At 44.5% G+C, this 17,101-nt stretch carries 12 protein-coding genes; 5 read left to right on the top strand and 7 right to left on the bottom strand.

Annotated elements, in window-relative coordinates:
* The first annotated feature begins 7 nt into the window (after window positions 1-7).
* Window positions 8-988, top strand: a complete 981-nt coding sequence (locus HMPREF1532_RS06145) for a hypothetical protein (protein WP_025819196.1) — start codon at window positions 8-10, stop codon at window positions 986-988.
* Window positions 989-1,170: 182 nt separating this feature from the next.
* On the opposite strand, the gene HMPREF1532_RS06140 is transcribed toward HMPREF1532_RS06145, so the two are convergent.
* On the bottom strand, window positions 1,171-3,588 hold the full coding sequence (locus HMPREF1532_RS06140; protein WP_005926363.1) for a TonB-dependent receptor: 2,418 nt from the start codon (window positions 3,586-3,588) through the stop codon (window positions 1,171-1,173).
* Between the two features lie 752 nt (window positions 3,589-4,340).
* On the opposite strand from HMPREF1532_RS06140, the gene HMPREF1532_RS06135 reads away from it, so the two are divergent.
* Window positions 4,341-5,108 carry a phosphatase PAP2 family protein gene (locus HMPREF1532_RS06135; RefSeq protein WP_005926360.1) on the top strand — a complete coding sequence of 256 codons (768 nt, stop codon included), beginning with the start codon at window positions 4,341-4,343 and terminating at the stop codon, window positions 5,106-5,108.
* On the opposite strand, the gene HMPREF1532_RS06130 is transcribed toward HMPREF1532_RS06135, so the two are convergent.
* The 4 genes from HMPREF1532_RS06130 to HMPREF1532_RS06115 form a co-directional block, all read right to left on the bottom strand.
* Window positions 5,105-5,698 (bottom strand): response regulator transcription factor, encoded by a 594-nt coding sequence (locus tag HMPREF1532_RS06130; RefSeq protein ID WP_005926358.1) that lies wholly within the window; start codon window positions 5,696-5,698, stop codon window positions 5,105-5,107. The two genes, HMPREF1532_RS06135 and HMPREF1532_RS06130, sit on opposite strands and share 4 nt — an antisense overlap.
* A 6-nt stretch (window positions 5,699-5,704) precedes the next feature.
* Entirely contained in the window at window positions 5,705-7,324 is a 1,620-nt protein-coding gene (locus HMPREF1532_RS06125; protein ID WP_005926356.1) for an NAD(P)/FAD-dependent oxidoreductase, read from the bottom strand.
* Between the two features lie 7 nt (window positions 7,325-7,331).
* Window positions 7,332-8,699 carry a DNA repair protein RadA gene (gene radA / locus HMPREF1532_RS06120; protein WP_005926354.1) on the bottom strand — a complete coding sequence of 456 codons (1,368 nt, stop codon included), beginning with the start codon at window positions 8,697-8,699 and terminating at the stop codon, window positions 7,332-7,334.
* Window positions 8,700-8,822: 123 nt separating this feature from the next.
* A complete protein-coding gene (locus HMPREF1532_RS06115) occupies window positions 8,823-9,860 on the bottom strand; it encodes an asparaginase (RefSeq protein ID WP_005926352.1) in 1,038 nt (345 codons plus the stop codon).
* A gap of 397 nt (window positions 9,861-10,257) precedes the next feature.
* Here HMPREF1532_RS06115 and thrA point away from each other — a divergent pair, with 397 nt between their 5' ends.
* The 3 genes from thrA (at window position 10,258) to thrC (ending at window position 15,510) form a co-directional block, all read left to right on the top strand.
* Window positions 10,258-12,693, top strand: coding sequence for a bifunctional aspartate kinase/homoserine dehydrogenase I (thrA, locus tag HMPREF1532_RS06110; RefSeq protein ID WP_005926350.1), 2,436 nt, complete (start codon window positions 10,258-10,260; stop codon window positions 12,691-12,693).
* A 177-nt stretch (window positions 12,694-12,870) separates the two neighbouring features.
* Window positions 12,871-14,082: a cofactor-independent phosphoglycerate mutase gene (locus HMPREF1532_RS06105; RefSeq protein WP_005926348.1), complete on the top strand. Its 1,212-nt coding sequence runs from the start codon at window positions 12,871-12,873 to the stop codon at window positions 14,080-14,082.
* Between the two features lie 126 nt (window positions 14,083-14,208).
* On the top strand, window positions 14,209-15,510 hold the full coding sequence (thrC, locus tag HMPREF1532_RS06100; RefSeq protein ID WP_005926345.1) for a threonine synthase: 1,302 nt from the start codon (window positions 14,209-14,211) through the stop codon (window positions 15,508-15,510).
* 349 nt (window positions 15,511-15,859) lie between these two features.
* On the opposite strand, the gene HMPREF1532_RS06090 is transcribed toward thrC, so the two are convergent.
* Entirely contained in the window at window positions 15,860-16,474 is a 615-nt protein-coding gene (locus tag HMPREF1532_RS06090) for a thiamine diphosphokinase (protein WP_005926342.1), read from the bottom strand.
* 30 nt (window positions 16,475-16,504) lie between these two features.
* Window positions 16,505-17,098, bottom strand: a complete 594-nt coding sequence (pnuC, locus tag HMPREF1532_RS06085; RefSeq protein ID WP_005926339.1) for a nicotinamide riboside transporter PnuC — start codon at window positions 17,096-17,098, stop codon at window positions 16,505-16,507.
* Window positions 17,099-17,101: the final 3 nt, after the last annotated feature.

Genomic DNA, 17,101 nt, shown 5'->3' with positions numbered 1-17,101 from the left:
GCCGGATATGAAACCGGATGTGAAACGGCTCTGGGGTGTTTTGTGCTATTCTGTGGTTTGTCTTCTGCTGTTTACTGCTTGTCACTATCCCCGGCCGGATCTTCAGAAAGAAGGGATGAGCGATCAGGTGAAGGATTCGTTAACCTATCTTGCCGAGCGGCATTATACTTATAATACAAATTTTGAAGTACAAGCGGATTCTGTTGTTTTAGAGCGGCTTCCGGTTAAAGATTCTTTTATCAGTCTTTACCGTGGGGATCGGGTAGTTGTGGCTGAGTTTGCTATTCATCCGGCAGATAGCGTAGACAGTGTTTGGGTGAAACTTGCCCATTCACAGGAGGCACAAGGTTGGATACGTGAAAAGGATCTGATTCATTCGTTTGTTCCTACGGATAGCATTTCGCAGTTTATTTATTTATTCAGCGATACGCATGCTTCGTATTTTGTCATTGTCTTTGCCCTGTTTATGGGTGCTTATCTGTTTCGGGCTTTCCGTCGTAAGCAGTTACAAATGGTCTATTTTAATGACATCGATAGTGTTTATCCGCTGTTCCTTTGTCTGTTGATGGCTTTTAGTGCCACTATCTATGAATCGATGCAGGTGTTTTTTCCGGATACCTGGCAGCATTTTTATTTTAATCCTACGCTTTCACCTTTCAAGGTACCGTTTGTCTTGTCGGTATTTTTGTTGAGTATCTGGGTGTTTCTTATTGTTTTTCTGGCAGTACTCGATGATCTGTTCCGGCAACTTACGCCGGCGGCGGCTGTTTTCTATCTGCTCGGATTGACTTCCTGCTGTATTTTCTGTTACTTCTTTTTCATCCTTACTACACAATTTTATATAGGCTATCTCTTTCTGCTTTGTTTTGTTGTTTTATTTTTAAAGAAACTTCGTAAAGGAAGCGGTTATAAGTATCGTTGCGGGTATTGTGGAGAAAAGTTGCACGATAAAGGTATCTGTCCTCATTGCGGGGCGATCAATGAATGATTGGCTTGTTAATGATACCTTGTGTCTTAGTCGTGCAGTTGAAAGAAACTGTAAAGTTAAACTATAAACCTTTGTCTGGTAAGAATGTATACTTTTATATAGTAAGAGTATATACTCTTGTATGACAAAAGTATATACTCTTTTATGCTTTGATTATCAGCTTGTTATAGTTGCATTTTTGCTTAAAATCGGCAGCGTACGTCCACTCCTAATTGCATGGGCCGTCCTTTCTGCATAAATCCGTTGCCCATTGTTTCGAAATAGAATGCCTGATATTCTTTATCCAGCGCGTTGCGTATCCAGAAGGCAATAGCACCATTCCCTTTTTCTAAGCTGACACGCCCGTTCAGTGTACCGTAAAATGCCTGGCTGACATTATTCGCTTCTGTCCAATAGATGCGTCCGGCGGCATTGAAGTTAGCATTTACTTGGATGCGGTCGAACCAGTGACGGGGGGCGATCCGGAAAATATATTGTGCTCCTACATTGAGTGTATGTTTGGGGACGAAAGGAACATAGTTGCCGTTATAATTTTCTTTATCCTGTAAGTTTCCGTCTTTATCTTTTTGTTTCACAACATAATCGGTAAATGTGGCATAGGTGTATCCATAGGATGCATTCATACTGAATGCATCGGTGATGCTGGCGCGTAAGGCAGCCTCCGCTCCATAGCTGCGGCTCTTTCCGGCATTGACGGTGATACGTCCTAAGCCACTCTCGGCAAACTGGGAAATCTGTTGGTCTTTGGTATCCATGTAATATGCAGCAAGGTCGGCCCATAAACGGCCTTCCCACAAAGTGAGATGTGAACCGATCTCGTAGTTCCATGAATATTCGGGTTTGTAAGTGGTAGAGGCTTTTATGTCAATGTCTTCTTCCGGCATCATCATTTCAATCATATTCGCTATGGATGCAAAATCTTTATTTGCTATCATGGCAGCCTTCATCGAATTTTTCAATTCCGACTGTATCAGATCAGAAAACATCTGGACATTATATCCTCCCGAACGATAACCGCGTGAAACGGTGGCATATACATTGTTCCCCTTTTTCCATTCGTACTGAATAGCAAATTTGGGGAGTAATTGCAGATAATCATTTGATAATTTGCCGTTGATGCCGGCCGGAGCTATCATGTTTTTACTTTCAAGATCGATAGTCGGTCTTGGGGGGGGCATCTGCATGTAAAATTTAAAATTGAAGTCCATCGGAGTGGAGGCCGAATTGTAGTTCATCGACATTTTTTCATAATCGAGACGTAGCCCTGCCGTTATGGATAATCCGTCTATCAGGAAATTATTGTAAGTTGATTGATGATAGATGGCAGCACTGAATGTCGGGGTGTCGAAATTGCCGCTCACATTCAATGTCGGGTTGTTGATAGTCAGCTTCATGGTTGGCGCGGCAGGAGAATTTGGGAAATTGTTGTTGGCATTATTTTCAATGACTTCTGTTACTCCATCTTTTTTGAATTCAACCGGACCATCCGTGTTCAGCCATTGGTAGAATCCGAATATGCCGTTGGCCCACTGCCAATTTCCTCCGGGCTTCGACTTCATTACGATCTCTTCAGATAAGGTATTCAGTCTCTGCTGTTGATTAAGAGTAAATATATCTTTCTCCGTGAAATCCTGATCGAGTAGCATACGATCTTTTAAATGTTGATAACCGGTTACGGCACTCAGCGTGAAATGTTGTGTTTGATATTCGATATTAGCGCTGGCATTCAGCAGACTGCGATAATAACTGCTTTCATCATTATAGGAGATCAGACCTATTTTATCTTGCCGTGGATCGTTCTTTTTTTCTTCTTCATTGACTTTTCCGGTATAGAAATAGGGATATCCACCTTGATCACTGTACTCATAGTTCACGTTAAAATCGAGTTTTAAATTTTCTGTTGGCAGATAGATGGCACGGATACGCCCGCCGCCGGCATTGATACGGTCGGTCTTTTGATTGTTTTTGGCTGCATTCTTGAAAAATCCGTCTGCATGTTCATAGAAACCTCCGGCAGAAAAAGCGAATTGTTCCGACATCCGATGATAATGGGTAACCGATGCATTGTAATTTCCGTACGTTCCTGCGCTTAAACGTAAATCGGTGCCCTGATAGCTGAAAGGTGATTTTGTATGTACTTTGATGAGGCCTCCCATTGTATTACGTCCATATAAGGTACCTTGTGGTCCGCGAAGCACGTCGATACGTTCGATATCGGAATAATTGAAGTCAAAAGCGGACTTGTCTATATAGGGAACATTATCGACATATAATCCTACCGATGGTGTATTGATGCGCGAACCGATACCACGGATGTAAATAGCCGATGTCAGTTTGGAACCGTAATCAGGAATGAATATATTGGGGACTAATGTACTCAGTCCTTTTAAGTTAGTCACTTGGTTTGCCTGCATGTCCTGTTGTGACAAGAGAGTGCTGGCTGTCGGGAGTTCGCGTAATTTACGATTTTCTTTCGGTGAAGCAATAATGAGAATTTCTTCTACGTCTACTACCTTGATCGTGTCTTTAGGAATCTCTTCGGCCCAAATATTACCCGTTGTTAAAAAGGTTAAGGCCATGAGAATGCAGTTTCTTTTCATCATATTATTATTTTGCTTGCAAAGGAACGGCAAACTTCTCGGTTACACAATCCTCATTTATTAGGATTATGGTAAAATGTAGCCGGATTCTAAACATATTCTGTGTTTATTCCTTATTAAATATAGAGATATAACTTCTGTTTGTTTATTTATAACCAGAGTTAGGGCGAATTTATTCTTGTGTCCGGTTTATAAGATAATGCAAAATAAAGTTTGTCTATGAAGAAAGATATTCTTATTTTTGTCTTTCAAATAGACATGAAATAAAAGTAGCGGCTTTATTTGAATTAAGAAAACAAGATACAGAGTGTTTACATTGTCATTCTTTCTATAGTAAAACGACCAATTTTAACTGACCGAAAGAATATGCTTTGTGAATGCGCCCTGAAACAGGGTGTGTTCCATCGATATATTCAGTCGGTCATAGGTTCTTGGTCGTACCTAACTATAGTCTGGATATTGTCGGGAACACACTTTTTTTATTAATCACCCTTTAAATAATATAGCCTATGGTATAAATCAGATTAAGTGACATATCGCAGTTAGAAATAACTCATTTGCATTTCTCTTATAGAAAAAACGACCAAAATATTTTTATATGACCGGAGGAATGCAATGGGGCAGATCTTGTTTTTGCTTTCTTCCCGGATTGTTGTGAAAGTTGGAATTGGATGTGTACCTGTTGCGTCTCTGATACAGAAATGCACAGTTAAGATAACATTCAGTATTCAACTTATTTACAACAATGAAAGATGAAAATCAGATTATTTTTTCTTCTTATATTATTGCTGTGTCCGTTTCATTTCCGGGCACAAAATGCTTCTGCAGATTCTCTTGAAATCATGAAACGGAGTCATGGTTTCCGTACTACCCAATTAATACTTCCTGCATCTCTTATCGCTGTCGGCGCAGTGGGCGTTTCCACTCCCTGGTTTAGGTCTTTAAATAGAGAAGTACGTGATGGATTGGCGGAATGGCGTGACGGACGTTATTTTCATGCAGATGATTATATACAATACGTACCGGTAATTGCTAATTTCGGCTTGAGTTTATTAGGAGCAAAAGCCCGGCACAGTTATGTGGACCGTGTTCTGATTACCGCTACTTCTTATGCTGCTATGGGAATTATGGTTAACGGGGTGAAGTGGATAGTGGATGAACAACGTCCGGATGGAACAGCTTTTAACTCTTTTCCGTCAGGACATACGGCTACGGTTTTTATGGGAGCCGAGTTAGTGAGAATGGAATATAAAGATACTTCTCGGCTTTATGGTATAGGTGCATATACTATAGCTTGTGGAGTTGCTTTTTTACGGCTCTATAACGAACGGCATTGGTGCAATGATATTTTGGCCGGTGCAGGTATAGGTATACTCAGCGCACGAATTGGGTATTGGCTTTTACCTTACGAAAGAAAATTATTGGGATTGGATAAGAAGAGTACTGTAAATCTGGTAGCTTCTCCTTTTTATGATCACTTTTCAAAAACATATGGTGGAAGGGTTTTTGTCTGTTTTTAAATTCGGTCGGCCTCTATGTATCCGTTCATTACGGCATAAATGGTAAGCCCGGAAACTGATTTTATACCTAATTTTTCCGTAATGTTTTTCCGGTGGGTGATAACGGTAGTCAGGCTGATATTTAACTTATCGGCTATTTCCTTGTTGATGAGTCCTTTGGTGATCAAGACAAGTACTTCAATTTCTCGTGCGGATAATTCGTGTTCGACGGTTGGCACCGGAGGTGCGACTTCCACCGGATATCCGTCGTGATGGGCATGTTGGTGGAGTTTCAGAATATCTTTGACCAATGATTCTTCCGGTTGGTAAATGTTCAGTGTCCGTACGGCAGATAACTGGAACGGTTGGCTTTCTCCTGCCAGAACGATTGTCTTTTTCTTTCTGGGCAGGAAGAAAGTATTATGCTCTACATATATCTGAGCAGCTATAAAATAGTGGGCGTACATATCGGGTGTGTCATCCACTAATTCGCCGAAGTTGTGAAATGTACGAATGACTGCCATCGGGATGATCTTCTCTAATATGCTTTTCAAACCGAGAGCAGTAAGGGTGTTCGGTTCGATAATGGCAATTTCTGGTTTTTGGTTCATGATCTGCTATCGATTTAAATAGTTTGCTACTGCTTCGGCACATCGTTCTCCATCCACCCCGGCCGAAACGATACCACCGGCATAGCCGGCTCCTTCACCGCAAGGAAACAGCCCGCGTATGGTAATATGTTGAAGGGTCTCCTTGTCGCGGACAATACGAACGGGAGAAGAAGTCCGGGTTTCTACCCCGATCATAACCGCCTCATTGGTCAAAAAGCCGTGGCTCATTCGCCCGAATTGTAAAAATGCCTGTGACAGACGTTTGCTGATAAATTCCGGCATCCAGAAGTGTAGGGGAGAAGACACCAATCCCGGACTATAAGAAGACTCCGGCAAGTCATAACTGAGTTTTTTTCGTGTAAAGTCCGCCATACGTTGCGCCGGTGCTGTCTGTTTCATGCCGCCTTGCAACCAGCACTGCCGTTCCAGTTCTTCTTGGAAATGCATAACTTGCAAAAGCCGGGAATTGGAAGAGGAAAAGCGGGAGTCATTGGAGGATGTTGCCTGTTGTCCGTTGTTCATTCCCCATTGTCCGCAAAGTAAGTCCTCCGGTTGTATTTCTACTACCATCCCCGAGTTGCTCCATCGTGATCCGCGATTGGAGGGAGACATTCCGTTGACTACCACTTGTTCCGGTCCACTGGCAGCAGGAACGATGAATCCTCCGGGGCACATGCAGAAACTGTATACGCCACGGCCCTCTACTTGAGTGACAAAACTATATTCGGCAGCCGGCAGGTATTTTCCCCGACCGTTTTTGGAATGGTATTGTATCTGGTCTATCCATTCGGCCGGATGTTCCAGACGAACGCCAACGGCAATTCCTTTTGCTTCGATCGTTACGTTGTTTGCTGCTAACCAGCGATATACATCCCGTGCCGAATGTCCTGTTGCCAGTATCACGGGGCCAAGGAATGTCCGTCCCGTATTGGTTTCGATTCCTTTGACTTCTTCATTTTCGATAATCAGGGCATCCATCCGGGTACGAAAATGAACTTCTCCACCACAATCGATAATGGTATTCCGCATGTTCTCGATTACCCGTGGCAATTTATCCGTACCGATATGCGGGTGGGCATCGGCAAGAATGGCTTCAGATGCTCCATGCTGGCAGAATACATTTAAGATTTTATCTACATTGCCGCGTTTTTTACTTCGGGTATAGAGCTTACCGTCTGAATAAGCGCCTGCACCGCCTTCGCCGAAGCTGTAATTCGATTCCGGGTCGACGGTATGTTCCCTGCTGATCTGTGCAAGGTCTTTTTTGCGTTCACGTACATTTTTACCACGTTCTACGATGACAGGGCGAAACCCTAATTCTATCAATTTCAAGGCGGCAAATAATCCTCCGGGACCCGCACCTACTACAATCACTTGCGGTTTACCTTCCACATTATTATATATGGTCTCTTCATACCCGTTGTCTGTCGGTATTTCATTGATGTACACCCGTACTTTCAGATTAATGAAGACAGTACGCTGCCGCGCATCAATACTTCGTTTCAGAATACGCGTTGCGGTAATGCTCTGTAAGGTAAGACCTTTTTCCTTTGATAAGTATTCTTTCAATCGTTGCTCGCTGGCGGCAATTTCCGGCAATACTCTCAGTTGATACTCTTCTGTCATAATATGATTATCCGAATAGTGCGCGGAACGCTTCTTCCACCTTTCGTACCGGCACTAACTCTATTTTTAATTTCTTTGTTTCGATTCCCTGCAAATTATATTTGGGCAATAGGAAACGTTTGAAGCCCAACTTTTCGGCTTCCCCGATGCGTTGTTCGATTCTGTTCACCGGGCGTATTTCTCCGGATAAGCCGATTTCTCCTGCCATGCAAACTTCCGGCTCGATAGCGGCATCCATATTAGATGAGAGGATGGCGCTGATTACGGCGAGGTCGATGGCCGGATCATTGACTTTCAACCCTCCGGCTATATTGAGAAATACATCTTTCTGTGCTAATTTGAACCCTACCCGCTTTTCGAGTACTGCCAGCAACATGTTCATCCGTCGGATATCGAAACCTGTGGCCGAGCGTTGCGGATTGCCGTATACGGCAGAACTTACCAGTGCCTGGGTTTCGATGAGAAACGGACGTACCCCTTCGATGGCAGATGCAATGGCTACGCCACTCATGCCTTCGTGATCTTGTGAAAGCAATAGTTCCGACGGGTTACTGACCTGTCGGAGTCCGTCTTGGCGCATTTCGTAAATACCCAATTCGGCAGTACTTCCAAAACGGTTCTTGATGCTTCGCAGGATGCGGTACATGTAATGCTGGTCACCTTCAAACTGGAGCACGGTGTCTACGATGTGTTCCAGTACTTTAGGACCGGCGATACTGCCTTCTTTGTTTATATGTCCGATCAGTAATACCGGGGTATGTGTCTCTTTGGCGAAGCGGAGGATGGAGGCCGAGCACTCACGCACTTGGGCGATGCTACCGGGAGACGATTCGATGTTTTCCGTAGAAATGGTTTGTACGGAATCGATGATGACTAAATCGGGACGGGTATTTTTGATATGAACATAAATCTGTTCCAGAGAAGTTTCGCAAACGATAAGGCAATCGCTGGATGCACTTGTCAGGCGGTCGGCGCGTAACTTTAATTGCCGGGCACTTTCTTCACCGGAAATATACAGAACTCGTCTTTCGGGCATACGTAGTACGGTTTGGAGTACAAGGGTCGATTTTCCGATGCCCGGTTCGCCGCCTATCAGGACCAAAGAGCCCGGCACAAGCCCACCGCCCAACACCCGGTTCAACTCTTCGTCGTGCATGTCGATGCGCGGTTCATCGTCCGCTTCTATTTCACTTAAAGTGACCGGTTTGGCTTTAGCCGTTTCAATGCCTGATACCGGTCTCCGGTTGGCAGGTTCTTTGCGTATTATTTCTTCTACATACGTATTCCATTCGCCACACGACGGACACTTTCCTACCCATTTTGGGGATTCTTGTCCGCAGTTACTGCACACATATACGGTCTTCTCTTTTGCCATTCTCTTTGTCCTTCTTTTATAAGATGGGCAAAAATAAGGATATTACAGCACAGATTATACAGATCGGCACAGATTATTTTCTTAAAAAGCATAATCTGTGCCGATCTGTACAATCTTATCGGATTATAAAGTGATTTCTCCGGCTATCGGACGACTCATCCTTTCGCGGATTTCTTCAGGGGTGTAGCCGTGTCCCAACAGGAACATTAATTTGGTGACTGCTGATTCCGTCGTACTGTCATATCCGCTGACAATGCCGGATTGTAATAAGTGATAGCCGGTTTCGTACCGTTCCATTTCCACTGTTCCGGCGCTACATTGGGTGACATTGACGATCACGATGCCCCGTGCGCTTGCTTCGCGCAGCAGGCGAAGAAACCATTGTTTACGGGGGGCATTGCCCGAACCGTAGGTTTCCAGCACCACCGCACGCAATCCGTCTATGGAGAGTGTAGCTGCCACTACATTTTCGTGTATACCGGGAAAGAGTTTCAATACGGCTATATTGGTATCCAACAGGTAGTGAGGTTTTAATTCCTGTTTTTCACGGGTGTGATGAATCAGCGAATGGTTATATTTGATGTGTATGCCTGCTTCCGCCAGCACAGGATAGTTGAAAGAGCGAAAAGCGTTGAAGTTTTCTGCATTCATTTTGGTGGTTCGATTGCCACGCATCAGATGGTTTTCGAAAAAGATGCATACTTCGGGTACGAGCGGTTTTCCGTCGGCATCCTGGGCGGATGCTATCTCAATGCTTGTCATCAGGTTTTCTTTGCCGTCTGTGCGCAGCACACCGATGGGGAGTTGCGAGCCGGTGAGGATGACCGGTTTGTCCAGTCCTTCAAGCATAAAGCTCAGTGCCGAGGCGGTATATGCCATTGTGTCCGTACCGTGAAGGATAACAAAGCCGTTGAACCTGTCGTAATTATCACAAATGATCTTTACCAGTTTGCGCCATGCCTCCGGTTCCATGTCTGATGAGTCCATGGGAGGATCAAACTGATAAGAGTCGATCGTGCAGTTAGATTTCCGTAATTCGGGGACATGTTTTTGCAACTGCTCGAAGTTGAAGTTTTCAAGCGCTCCGGTTTCTGTATTTTCTATCATTCCAATCGTACCACCGGTGTAAATTAGCAATACGGAAGTATTTGAAGGGGTCATAAGCGTTTCTTGTGCGATTATTTACTGCAAAGATAATTATATATCTTATATATTCTAACAAAATGTCAGAAAACTGATGGCTGACTCTCGACGGGTTCGGATAACTGAAAATCTTTTTATTAGAAAATAATCGTAAAAAGTGATAGATTGAACGTTTTTATTGTTACTTTTGCGACATCTTATCAAACAGTAACGAGAAACAATGACTATGATGAAGTACTATCCGCATACAGTCACATCCATGTGCACCATGACCCTTAGGGGTTGAGGGATAGTATTTGTGTTTCTACGTGAATCACGCTTGCAGGAAGTAAGCAAATTCAATTTTAATTATTTTAGTTGTAAATAAACCATTGCTTTCCGTGAAAGGGAGCATTGCTAAATATAAAGTATCTGCATGAAAGTAATGAAATTCGGCGGAACATCCGTAGGTTCCGTGAACAGCATTTTAAGCGTAAAGAGAATAGTAGAGTCGGCCGGTGAACCGGTTATTGTAGTCGTTTCCGCATTAGGCGGCATTACCGATAAGTTGATTAACACCTCGAAGATGGCTGCCATAGGCGATGCGGCTTATGAGGGAGAATTCCGTGAGATTGTTTATCGTCATGTAGAGATGATCAAAGAGGTGATCCCGGTGGGTGAAAGACAAGCTTCTTTGCAGCGTCGGGTAGGGGAACTGCTTAATGAGTTGAAAGACATCTTCCAGGGAATTTATCTGATTAAAGACCTTTCCCCGAAAACATCGGATACCATTGTGAGCTATGGTGAACGGTTGTCTTCCATTATTGTGGCTGAGTTGATTGAAGGAGCCCAATGGTTTGATTCGCGTACTTTTATAAAGACGGAACGGAAACATTCCAAACATACTCTCGACACGGAACTGACCCACCGGTTGGTGAAAGAGGCATTCCGGGAGATTCCGAAAGTATCGTTGGTGCCGGGATTCATTTCATCGGATAAGCTGACAGGAAACGTTACGAATCTTGGTCGTGGCGGCTCGGATTATACGGCGGCTGTGATTGCTGCAGCCCTCGATGCTGCCAGTCTGGAGATATGGACTGATGTGGATGGCTTTATGACTGCTGATCCACGGGTTATTTCTACTGCTTATACCATCAACGAACTGAGTTATGTGGAGGCAACCGAACTCTGTAATTTCGGCGCCAAAGTAGTTTATCCGCCTACCATCTATCCGGTTTGCCACAAGAATATACCTATATTAATAAAGAATACTTTCAATCCGGAAGGTACGGGAACGGTGATCAAGCAAGAAGTGTCCGATCCGCGTACGAAAGCCATTAAAGGTATCTCTTCCATCAATGACACCAGCCTGATTACCGTTCAGGGGCTTGGAATGGTGGGGGTGATCGGTGTGAACTACCGCATTTTCAAAGCTTTGGCAAAGAATGGTATCAGTGTATTTCTTGTGTCGCAGGCTTCTTCGGAAAACAGTACTTCTATCGGTGTGCGTAATGCCGACGCCGATTTGGCTTGCGAGGTGCTGAACGAGGAGTTTGTGAAAGAGATAGAGATGGGTGAGATTTCTCCTATTCAAGCGGAGAAGAACTTGGCTACCGTAGCTATTGTCGGTGAGAATATGAAGCATACCCCGGGAATAGCCGGTAAACTGTTCGGTACGTTAGGGCGTAACGGTATAAATGTAATAGCTTGTGCACAGGGAGCATCGGAAACGAATATTTCGTTTGTTGTCGATTCCAAATCACTGCGCAAGTCGTTGAACGTTATTCACGATTCCTTCTTCCTGTCGGAGTATCAAGTATTGAATCTCTTTATTTGCGGTATCGGTACGGTAGGAGGTAGCCTGATCGAACAGATTCGTTGTCAGCAAGAGAAACTGAAAGTGGAAAACGGATTGAAACTTCATGTGGTGGGTATTGCCGATGCTACGAAAGCCATGTTCAGCCGTGACGGTTTCGACTTGGCAAACTACCGTCAGGAACTGGAAGAAAAAGGAACAGAGAGTACTCTCGAATCATTGCGTGACGAGATTATCGGCATGAATATCTTTAATTCCGTTTTTGTGGATTGTACGGCGAGCGAGGGGGTGGCTTCTCTTTATAAAGATCTGTTGCTGCACAATGTGTCCGTGGTGGCTGCCAATAAGATAGCTGCTTCTTCCAAGTATGAAAATTATCGTGAACTGAAGCAGATAGCCCGTCAACGGGGTGTAAAATACTTGTTTGAAACGAATGTGGGAGCGGGACTTCCTATTATCAATACCATAAATGATTTGATTCATAGTGGTGATAAGATTCTGAAAATAGAGGCTGTCTTAAGCGGTACATTGAATTATATCTTTAACAAAATCAGTGCCGATATTCCGTTTAGCCGCACGATAAAGATGGCGCAGGAGGAACGGTATTCCGAGCCTGATCCGCGTATCGACCTGAGCGGGAAAGATGTAATCCGTAAACTTGTTATTCTGGCACGTGAAGCGGGATATACTTTGGAGCAGGAAGATGTGGAAAAGAATCTTTTTGTGCCGAATGATTTCTTTGAGGGCTCGCTGGATGATTTTTGGAAACGCGTACCGAGTCTGGATGCGGACTTCGAAGCCCGTCGGCAGATATTGGAAAAGGAGAATAAGCATTGGCGTTTTGTTGCCAAACTGGAAAACGGGAAAGCCTCTGTCGGCCTGCAGGAGGTAGGGGCCAATCATCCGTTCTACGGTTTGGAGGGAAGTAATAATATTATCCTTTTGACAACAGAACGTTACAAAGAATATCCGATGATGATTCAGGGATACGGTGCCGGAGCGGGTGTAACTGCTGCCGGGGTCTTTGCAGACATAATGAGTATAGCAAACGTTTGATTTAGTTGAAAGTTGAGAGTTGAAAGTTGAAAGTTGCTGCGCAGTGGTGGCTATACTTGCTCTTTCTGGTTTTAGCTTATAACTCTCAACTTTCAACTCTCAACTAAATAAAGCTTTCAACTGAATAGAACTTTCAACTTTCAACTCTCAACTTTCAACTCTCAACTTTCAACTATTATGAAGCATATTATTATATTAGGTGATGGAATGGCCGATTGGCCGGTAAAATCATTGGGGGACAAGACGCTCCTGCAATATGCGAAAACGCCTTATATGGATAAATTGGCCCGCATGGGGCGTAATGGCAGGCTGAAGACAGTTGCCGTTGGTTTTCATCCCGGTAGTGAGGTGGCAAACATGTCAGTACTCGGATACGATCTTCCGAAAGTGTACGAAGGGCGTGGCCCGCTCGAAGCGGCAAGCATCGGGGTAGACTTGCAACCGGGAGAGATGGCGATGCGTTGCAATATTATTTGTATGGAGGGAGATCATATAAAGAATCATTCTGCCGGGCATATTTCAACTGAAGAGGCTGATGTCCTGATTCAATATTTGCAGGAGCATTTGGGCTCTGACCGGGTACGTTTCCACACCGGTGTTCAATACCGGCATCTGCTGGTTATCAAAGGAGGAAACAAGCAATTGGATTGCACTCCTCCCCATGATGTCCCATTGAAACCTTTCCGGCCGTTGATGGTAAAACCGTTGGTTCCGGAGGCGGAAGAGACAGCTGCTCTTATCAATGACCTGATTTTAAGATCACAGGATTTACTGAAGAATCATCCGTTGAACTTGAAGCGTATAGCCGAAGGTAAGGACCCCGCCAATAGCATCTGGCCTTGGAGTCCGGGATATCGTCCGCAGATGGAAACCTTTTCCGATACTTTCCCGCAAGTAAAAAAGGGGGCTGTTATCTCTGCCGTCGATCTGATAAACGGTATCGGTTACTATGCCGGGTTGCGCCGGATTGCAGTAGAGGGGGCGACAGGGCTATATGATACCAATTATGAAAATAAAGTGGCTGCCGCATTGGAAGCATTGAAAACCGATGATTTTGTTTATCTGCATATCGAAGCGAGCGATGAGGCCGGACACGAAGGAGATATCCCTTTGAAACTTCTTACGATAGAGAATCTGGATAAACGTGCCGTAGGGCCGATTTATGAGGCGGTAAAGGACTGGGACGAACCGGTAGCCATTGCCGTGCTTCCCGACCATCCTACTCCTTGTGAACTTCGTACACATACCAATGAACCGATTCCGTTTCTTATCTGGTATCCGGGCATCGAACCGGACGAGGTGCAGACGTATGATGAGGTAGCCGCTTGCAATGGCGTCTACGGGCTGATGAAAGAAGATGAATTCATAAAGACATTTATGAATGAGTAACGTGCCGATGCGATACTTTGCCGAATGTACGGGTGTATCCGTTGGTAAATAAGAGGATTAATCAATTAATTAAAAAAGAGTGCCCTGCTGACTCATGTATTGGCATTTGAGCACATTGTTTAAATTATGAAATATTACAGCACTAACCGTCAGGCACCTGTCGCTACACTTGAAGAAGCCGTAGTGAAGGGCCTTGCTGCCGATAAGGGGCTTTTCATGCCCGAAACGATCAAACCGTTGCCACAGGAATTTTATGATACGATCGAAACGCTTTCTTTCCAGGAGATTGCTTATCGTGTGGCTGATGCTTTCTTTGGCGAAGATGTCCCGGCAGAAACCTTGAAACAGATTGTTTACGATACGTTGAATTTTGATGTGCCATTGGTGCATGTGAAAGATTGCATTTACTCTCTTGAACTGTTTCATGGCCCTACACTCGCGTTTAAGGATGTAGGCGGCCGTTTTATGGCACGTCTGTTGGGTTACTTTATCCGTAAGGAGGGCAAGCGGCAGGTAAATGTGCTTGTGGCCACTTCCGGCGATACCGGTAGTGCCGTAGCGAATGGTTTTCTTGGTGTAGAGGGAATTCATGTGTATGTACTTTACCCCAAAGGCAAGGTGAGCGAAATACAGGAAAAGCAATTTACTACGTTGGGACAGAATATCACCGCTCTTGAAGTAGAGGGTACTTTTGATGATTGCCAGGCGCTTGTGAAATCTGCTTTTATGGACAAAGATTTGAATGAACACCTGCAACTTACCAGTGCCAATTCCATTAATGTAGCCCGTTTCCTGCCACAGGCATTTTATTACTTCTATGCTTATGCCCAGTTGAAGAAGGCCGGAAAAGCGGACAATGCCGTTATTTGTGTTCCCAGTGGAAACTTCGGTAATATCACTGCCGGGCTGTTCGGCAAGAAGATGGGATTGCCCGTAAAGCGTTTTATCGCTGCCAATAATAAGAACGATATCTTTTATCAGTATTTGCAGACCGGACAGTATAGCCCGCGCCCGTCCGTTGCTACGATTGCCAATGCCATGGATGTGGGCGATCCGAGTAACTTTGCCCGTGTGCTCGATCTTTATGGAGCTTCGCATGCTGCTATCTCGGCCGGGATAACAGGAGCTGCTTATACCGACGAACAGATACGCGAAACGGTGAAGAAGACCTACGAAGATACGCATTACCTGCTCGATCCGCATGGCGCTTGCGGTTATCGGGCACTTGAAGAGGGATTGCAGCCCGGAGAAACCGGTGTATTTCTTGAAACAGCTCATCCGGCCAAGTTCCTCGATACGGTAGAAGGTATTATTGGCGATAAAGTAGAGATTCCTGCAAAATTGCAGGCATTTATGAAAGGCGAAAAAAAGAGTCTGCCGATGACAAAAGAGTTTGCGGATTTTAAGAAATACCTGCTTTCTCTTTGATATCCGGTACCGGAATTATCTCTCAAAGATGTAGTATTTTTCCTCAGAAAGTGCTACATCTTTTTTTATTTTGTAAAACTGCTGTTATTCCGTTTGTTTTTACCCCTTTCATCCTCTTCACTTTTTTGGAAGAATCCCTTTATTCATGGGCGATACAGGGTGAAGTTCCATTGGGAAAAAACAATCGGAAGGTTGATAATCGTAAGCAGGATGCCTATGTTCCTGCAAGACCGTTCATACCGTTCATATGCACCGTGCTTGGCACACCCAAGCACCGTTCTTAGGGGGATTTAGGACGGTTCATAAAAAACGGATATGTCCCTGTTGAAGCTCTTTCTTATTTTGGAATTCAGAAATTAATAAATACGAGGTATTTGCCTGTGGCATGAATGCAGAATTCCTCTCCTGTTGCCTCGTTTAACGTTCCTTGCCACCAATTGTTGAAATCGCTTAGCGGATAGGCCAATCCTTCCCCTTGTAATCCGGTAGCGCCGAAGTTGAAAATGGAAACTTGTTGTCCGGGGTGGGCGTCGAATCTTTGTGTATCACAAGATGGGATGAATACGCCGTAATCCGTTATCATTCGTACTTGCAGTCCTTCCTGCATGTAATCCATCAGCAGGCTGATATTCCCCAATGTATGATCTTCCCGTTTGCCTGTGCCGCCGATGATGGCTATTTGCCGTTTTCCCTGTGCTTTCAGAAAGCGGACGGCTTTGGTCTGGTCGTTCGTTTCCTGGTCTTTTATCTGATGAAAGATTGTCGCAAGCTTTTCCCGGTTTTCGGATGAGAGCGAATCACCGTCTCCGATGATTGCATCCGGGAGAAAGCCGTGACGGATGTATTCATCGGCTGCACCGTCACAGCATACTACGTAGGGAGCTTGCCGCAATACGTTCAGAGGATAGGGATGCGAGGGATAGTCGCCATTACCAAGAATTACTGCTTCTGTTGTCATATTCATTGATTGGTTGCGGAAATACCGGATGCACATTTAACATGGCTCTGTCGGCGATGATTGTCCGTGCATCATTTTTTTCCATTTCAAGTAGCCAAAGATAGCTATAATCGAATAAAGTCCGTAAAGTCCGGAAGTGAAATACAATTCCTTATAGATATAGAGTCCGCAGCAAACGATATCTACCAGTATCCATGCCCACCACTGTTCTACATATTTACGGGCGAGCATCCACATGCCGACAATGCTCAATGCTGTGGTGAAAGAGTCGAGCCAGGGAACAGTGCTGTCGGTAAAGTTTATCAGTATCCAGACAATGCCCAAAAGGGCGATTATGAATACGGCTGTTAATGGCGGAAGATATTTCAATGGGATACGGGTGATCGGCAATTCTGCTTTTTCCTGTTTCTTGCTGCCGTATTTCCAGATTATCCACCCGTAGACGGCTGCCAGCAGGTAGTAGATGTTGATGCCGAAATCGGCATATAATCCGGCTTTATAATATACAAAGATATAGATGGCAGGCATAATGATGCCCGCTATCCATAAATAAATGCTTGCCCGGTATTCCAACCACAGATAGAGCAGTCCGATAATGGTACCGATGATTTCAAGATAATTCATTGCCATACC

The sequence above is a fragment of the Bacteroides salyersiae WAL 10018 = DSM 18765 = JCM 12988 genome (genome assembly GCF_000381365.1).
In the GTDB taxonomy this organism is placed as follows: Bacteria; Bacteroidota; Bacteroidia; order Bacteroidales; family Bacteroidaceae; genus Bacteroides; species Bacteroides salyersiae.
The sequence above is the reverse complement of the archived record's forward strand: the minus strand, read 5'-3'. Positions and strand labels throughout refer to the sequence as shown.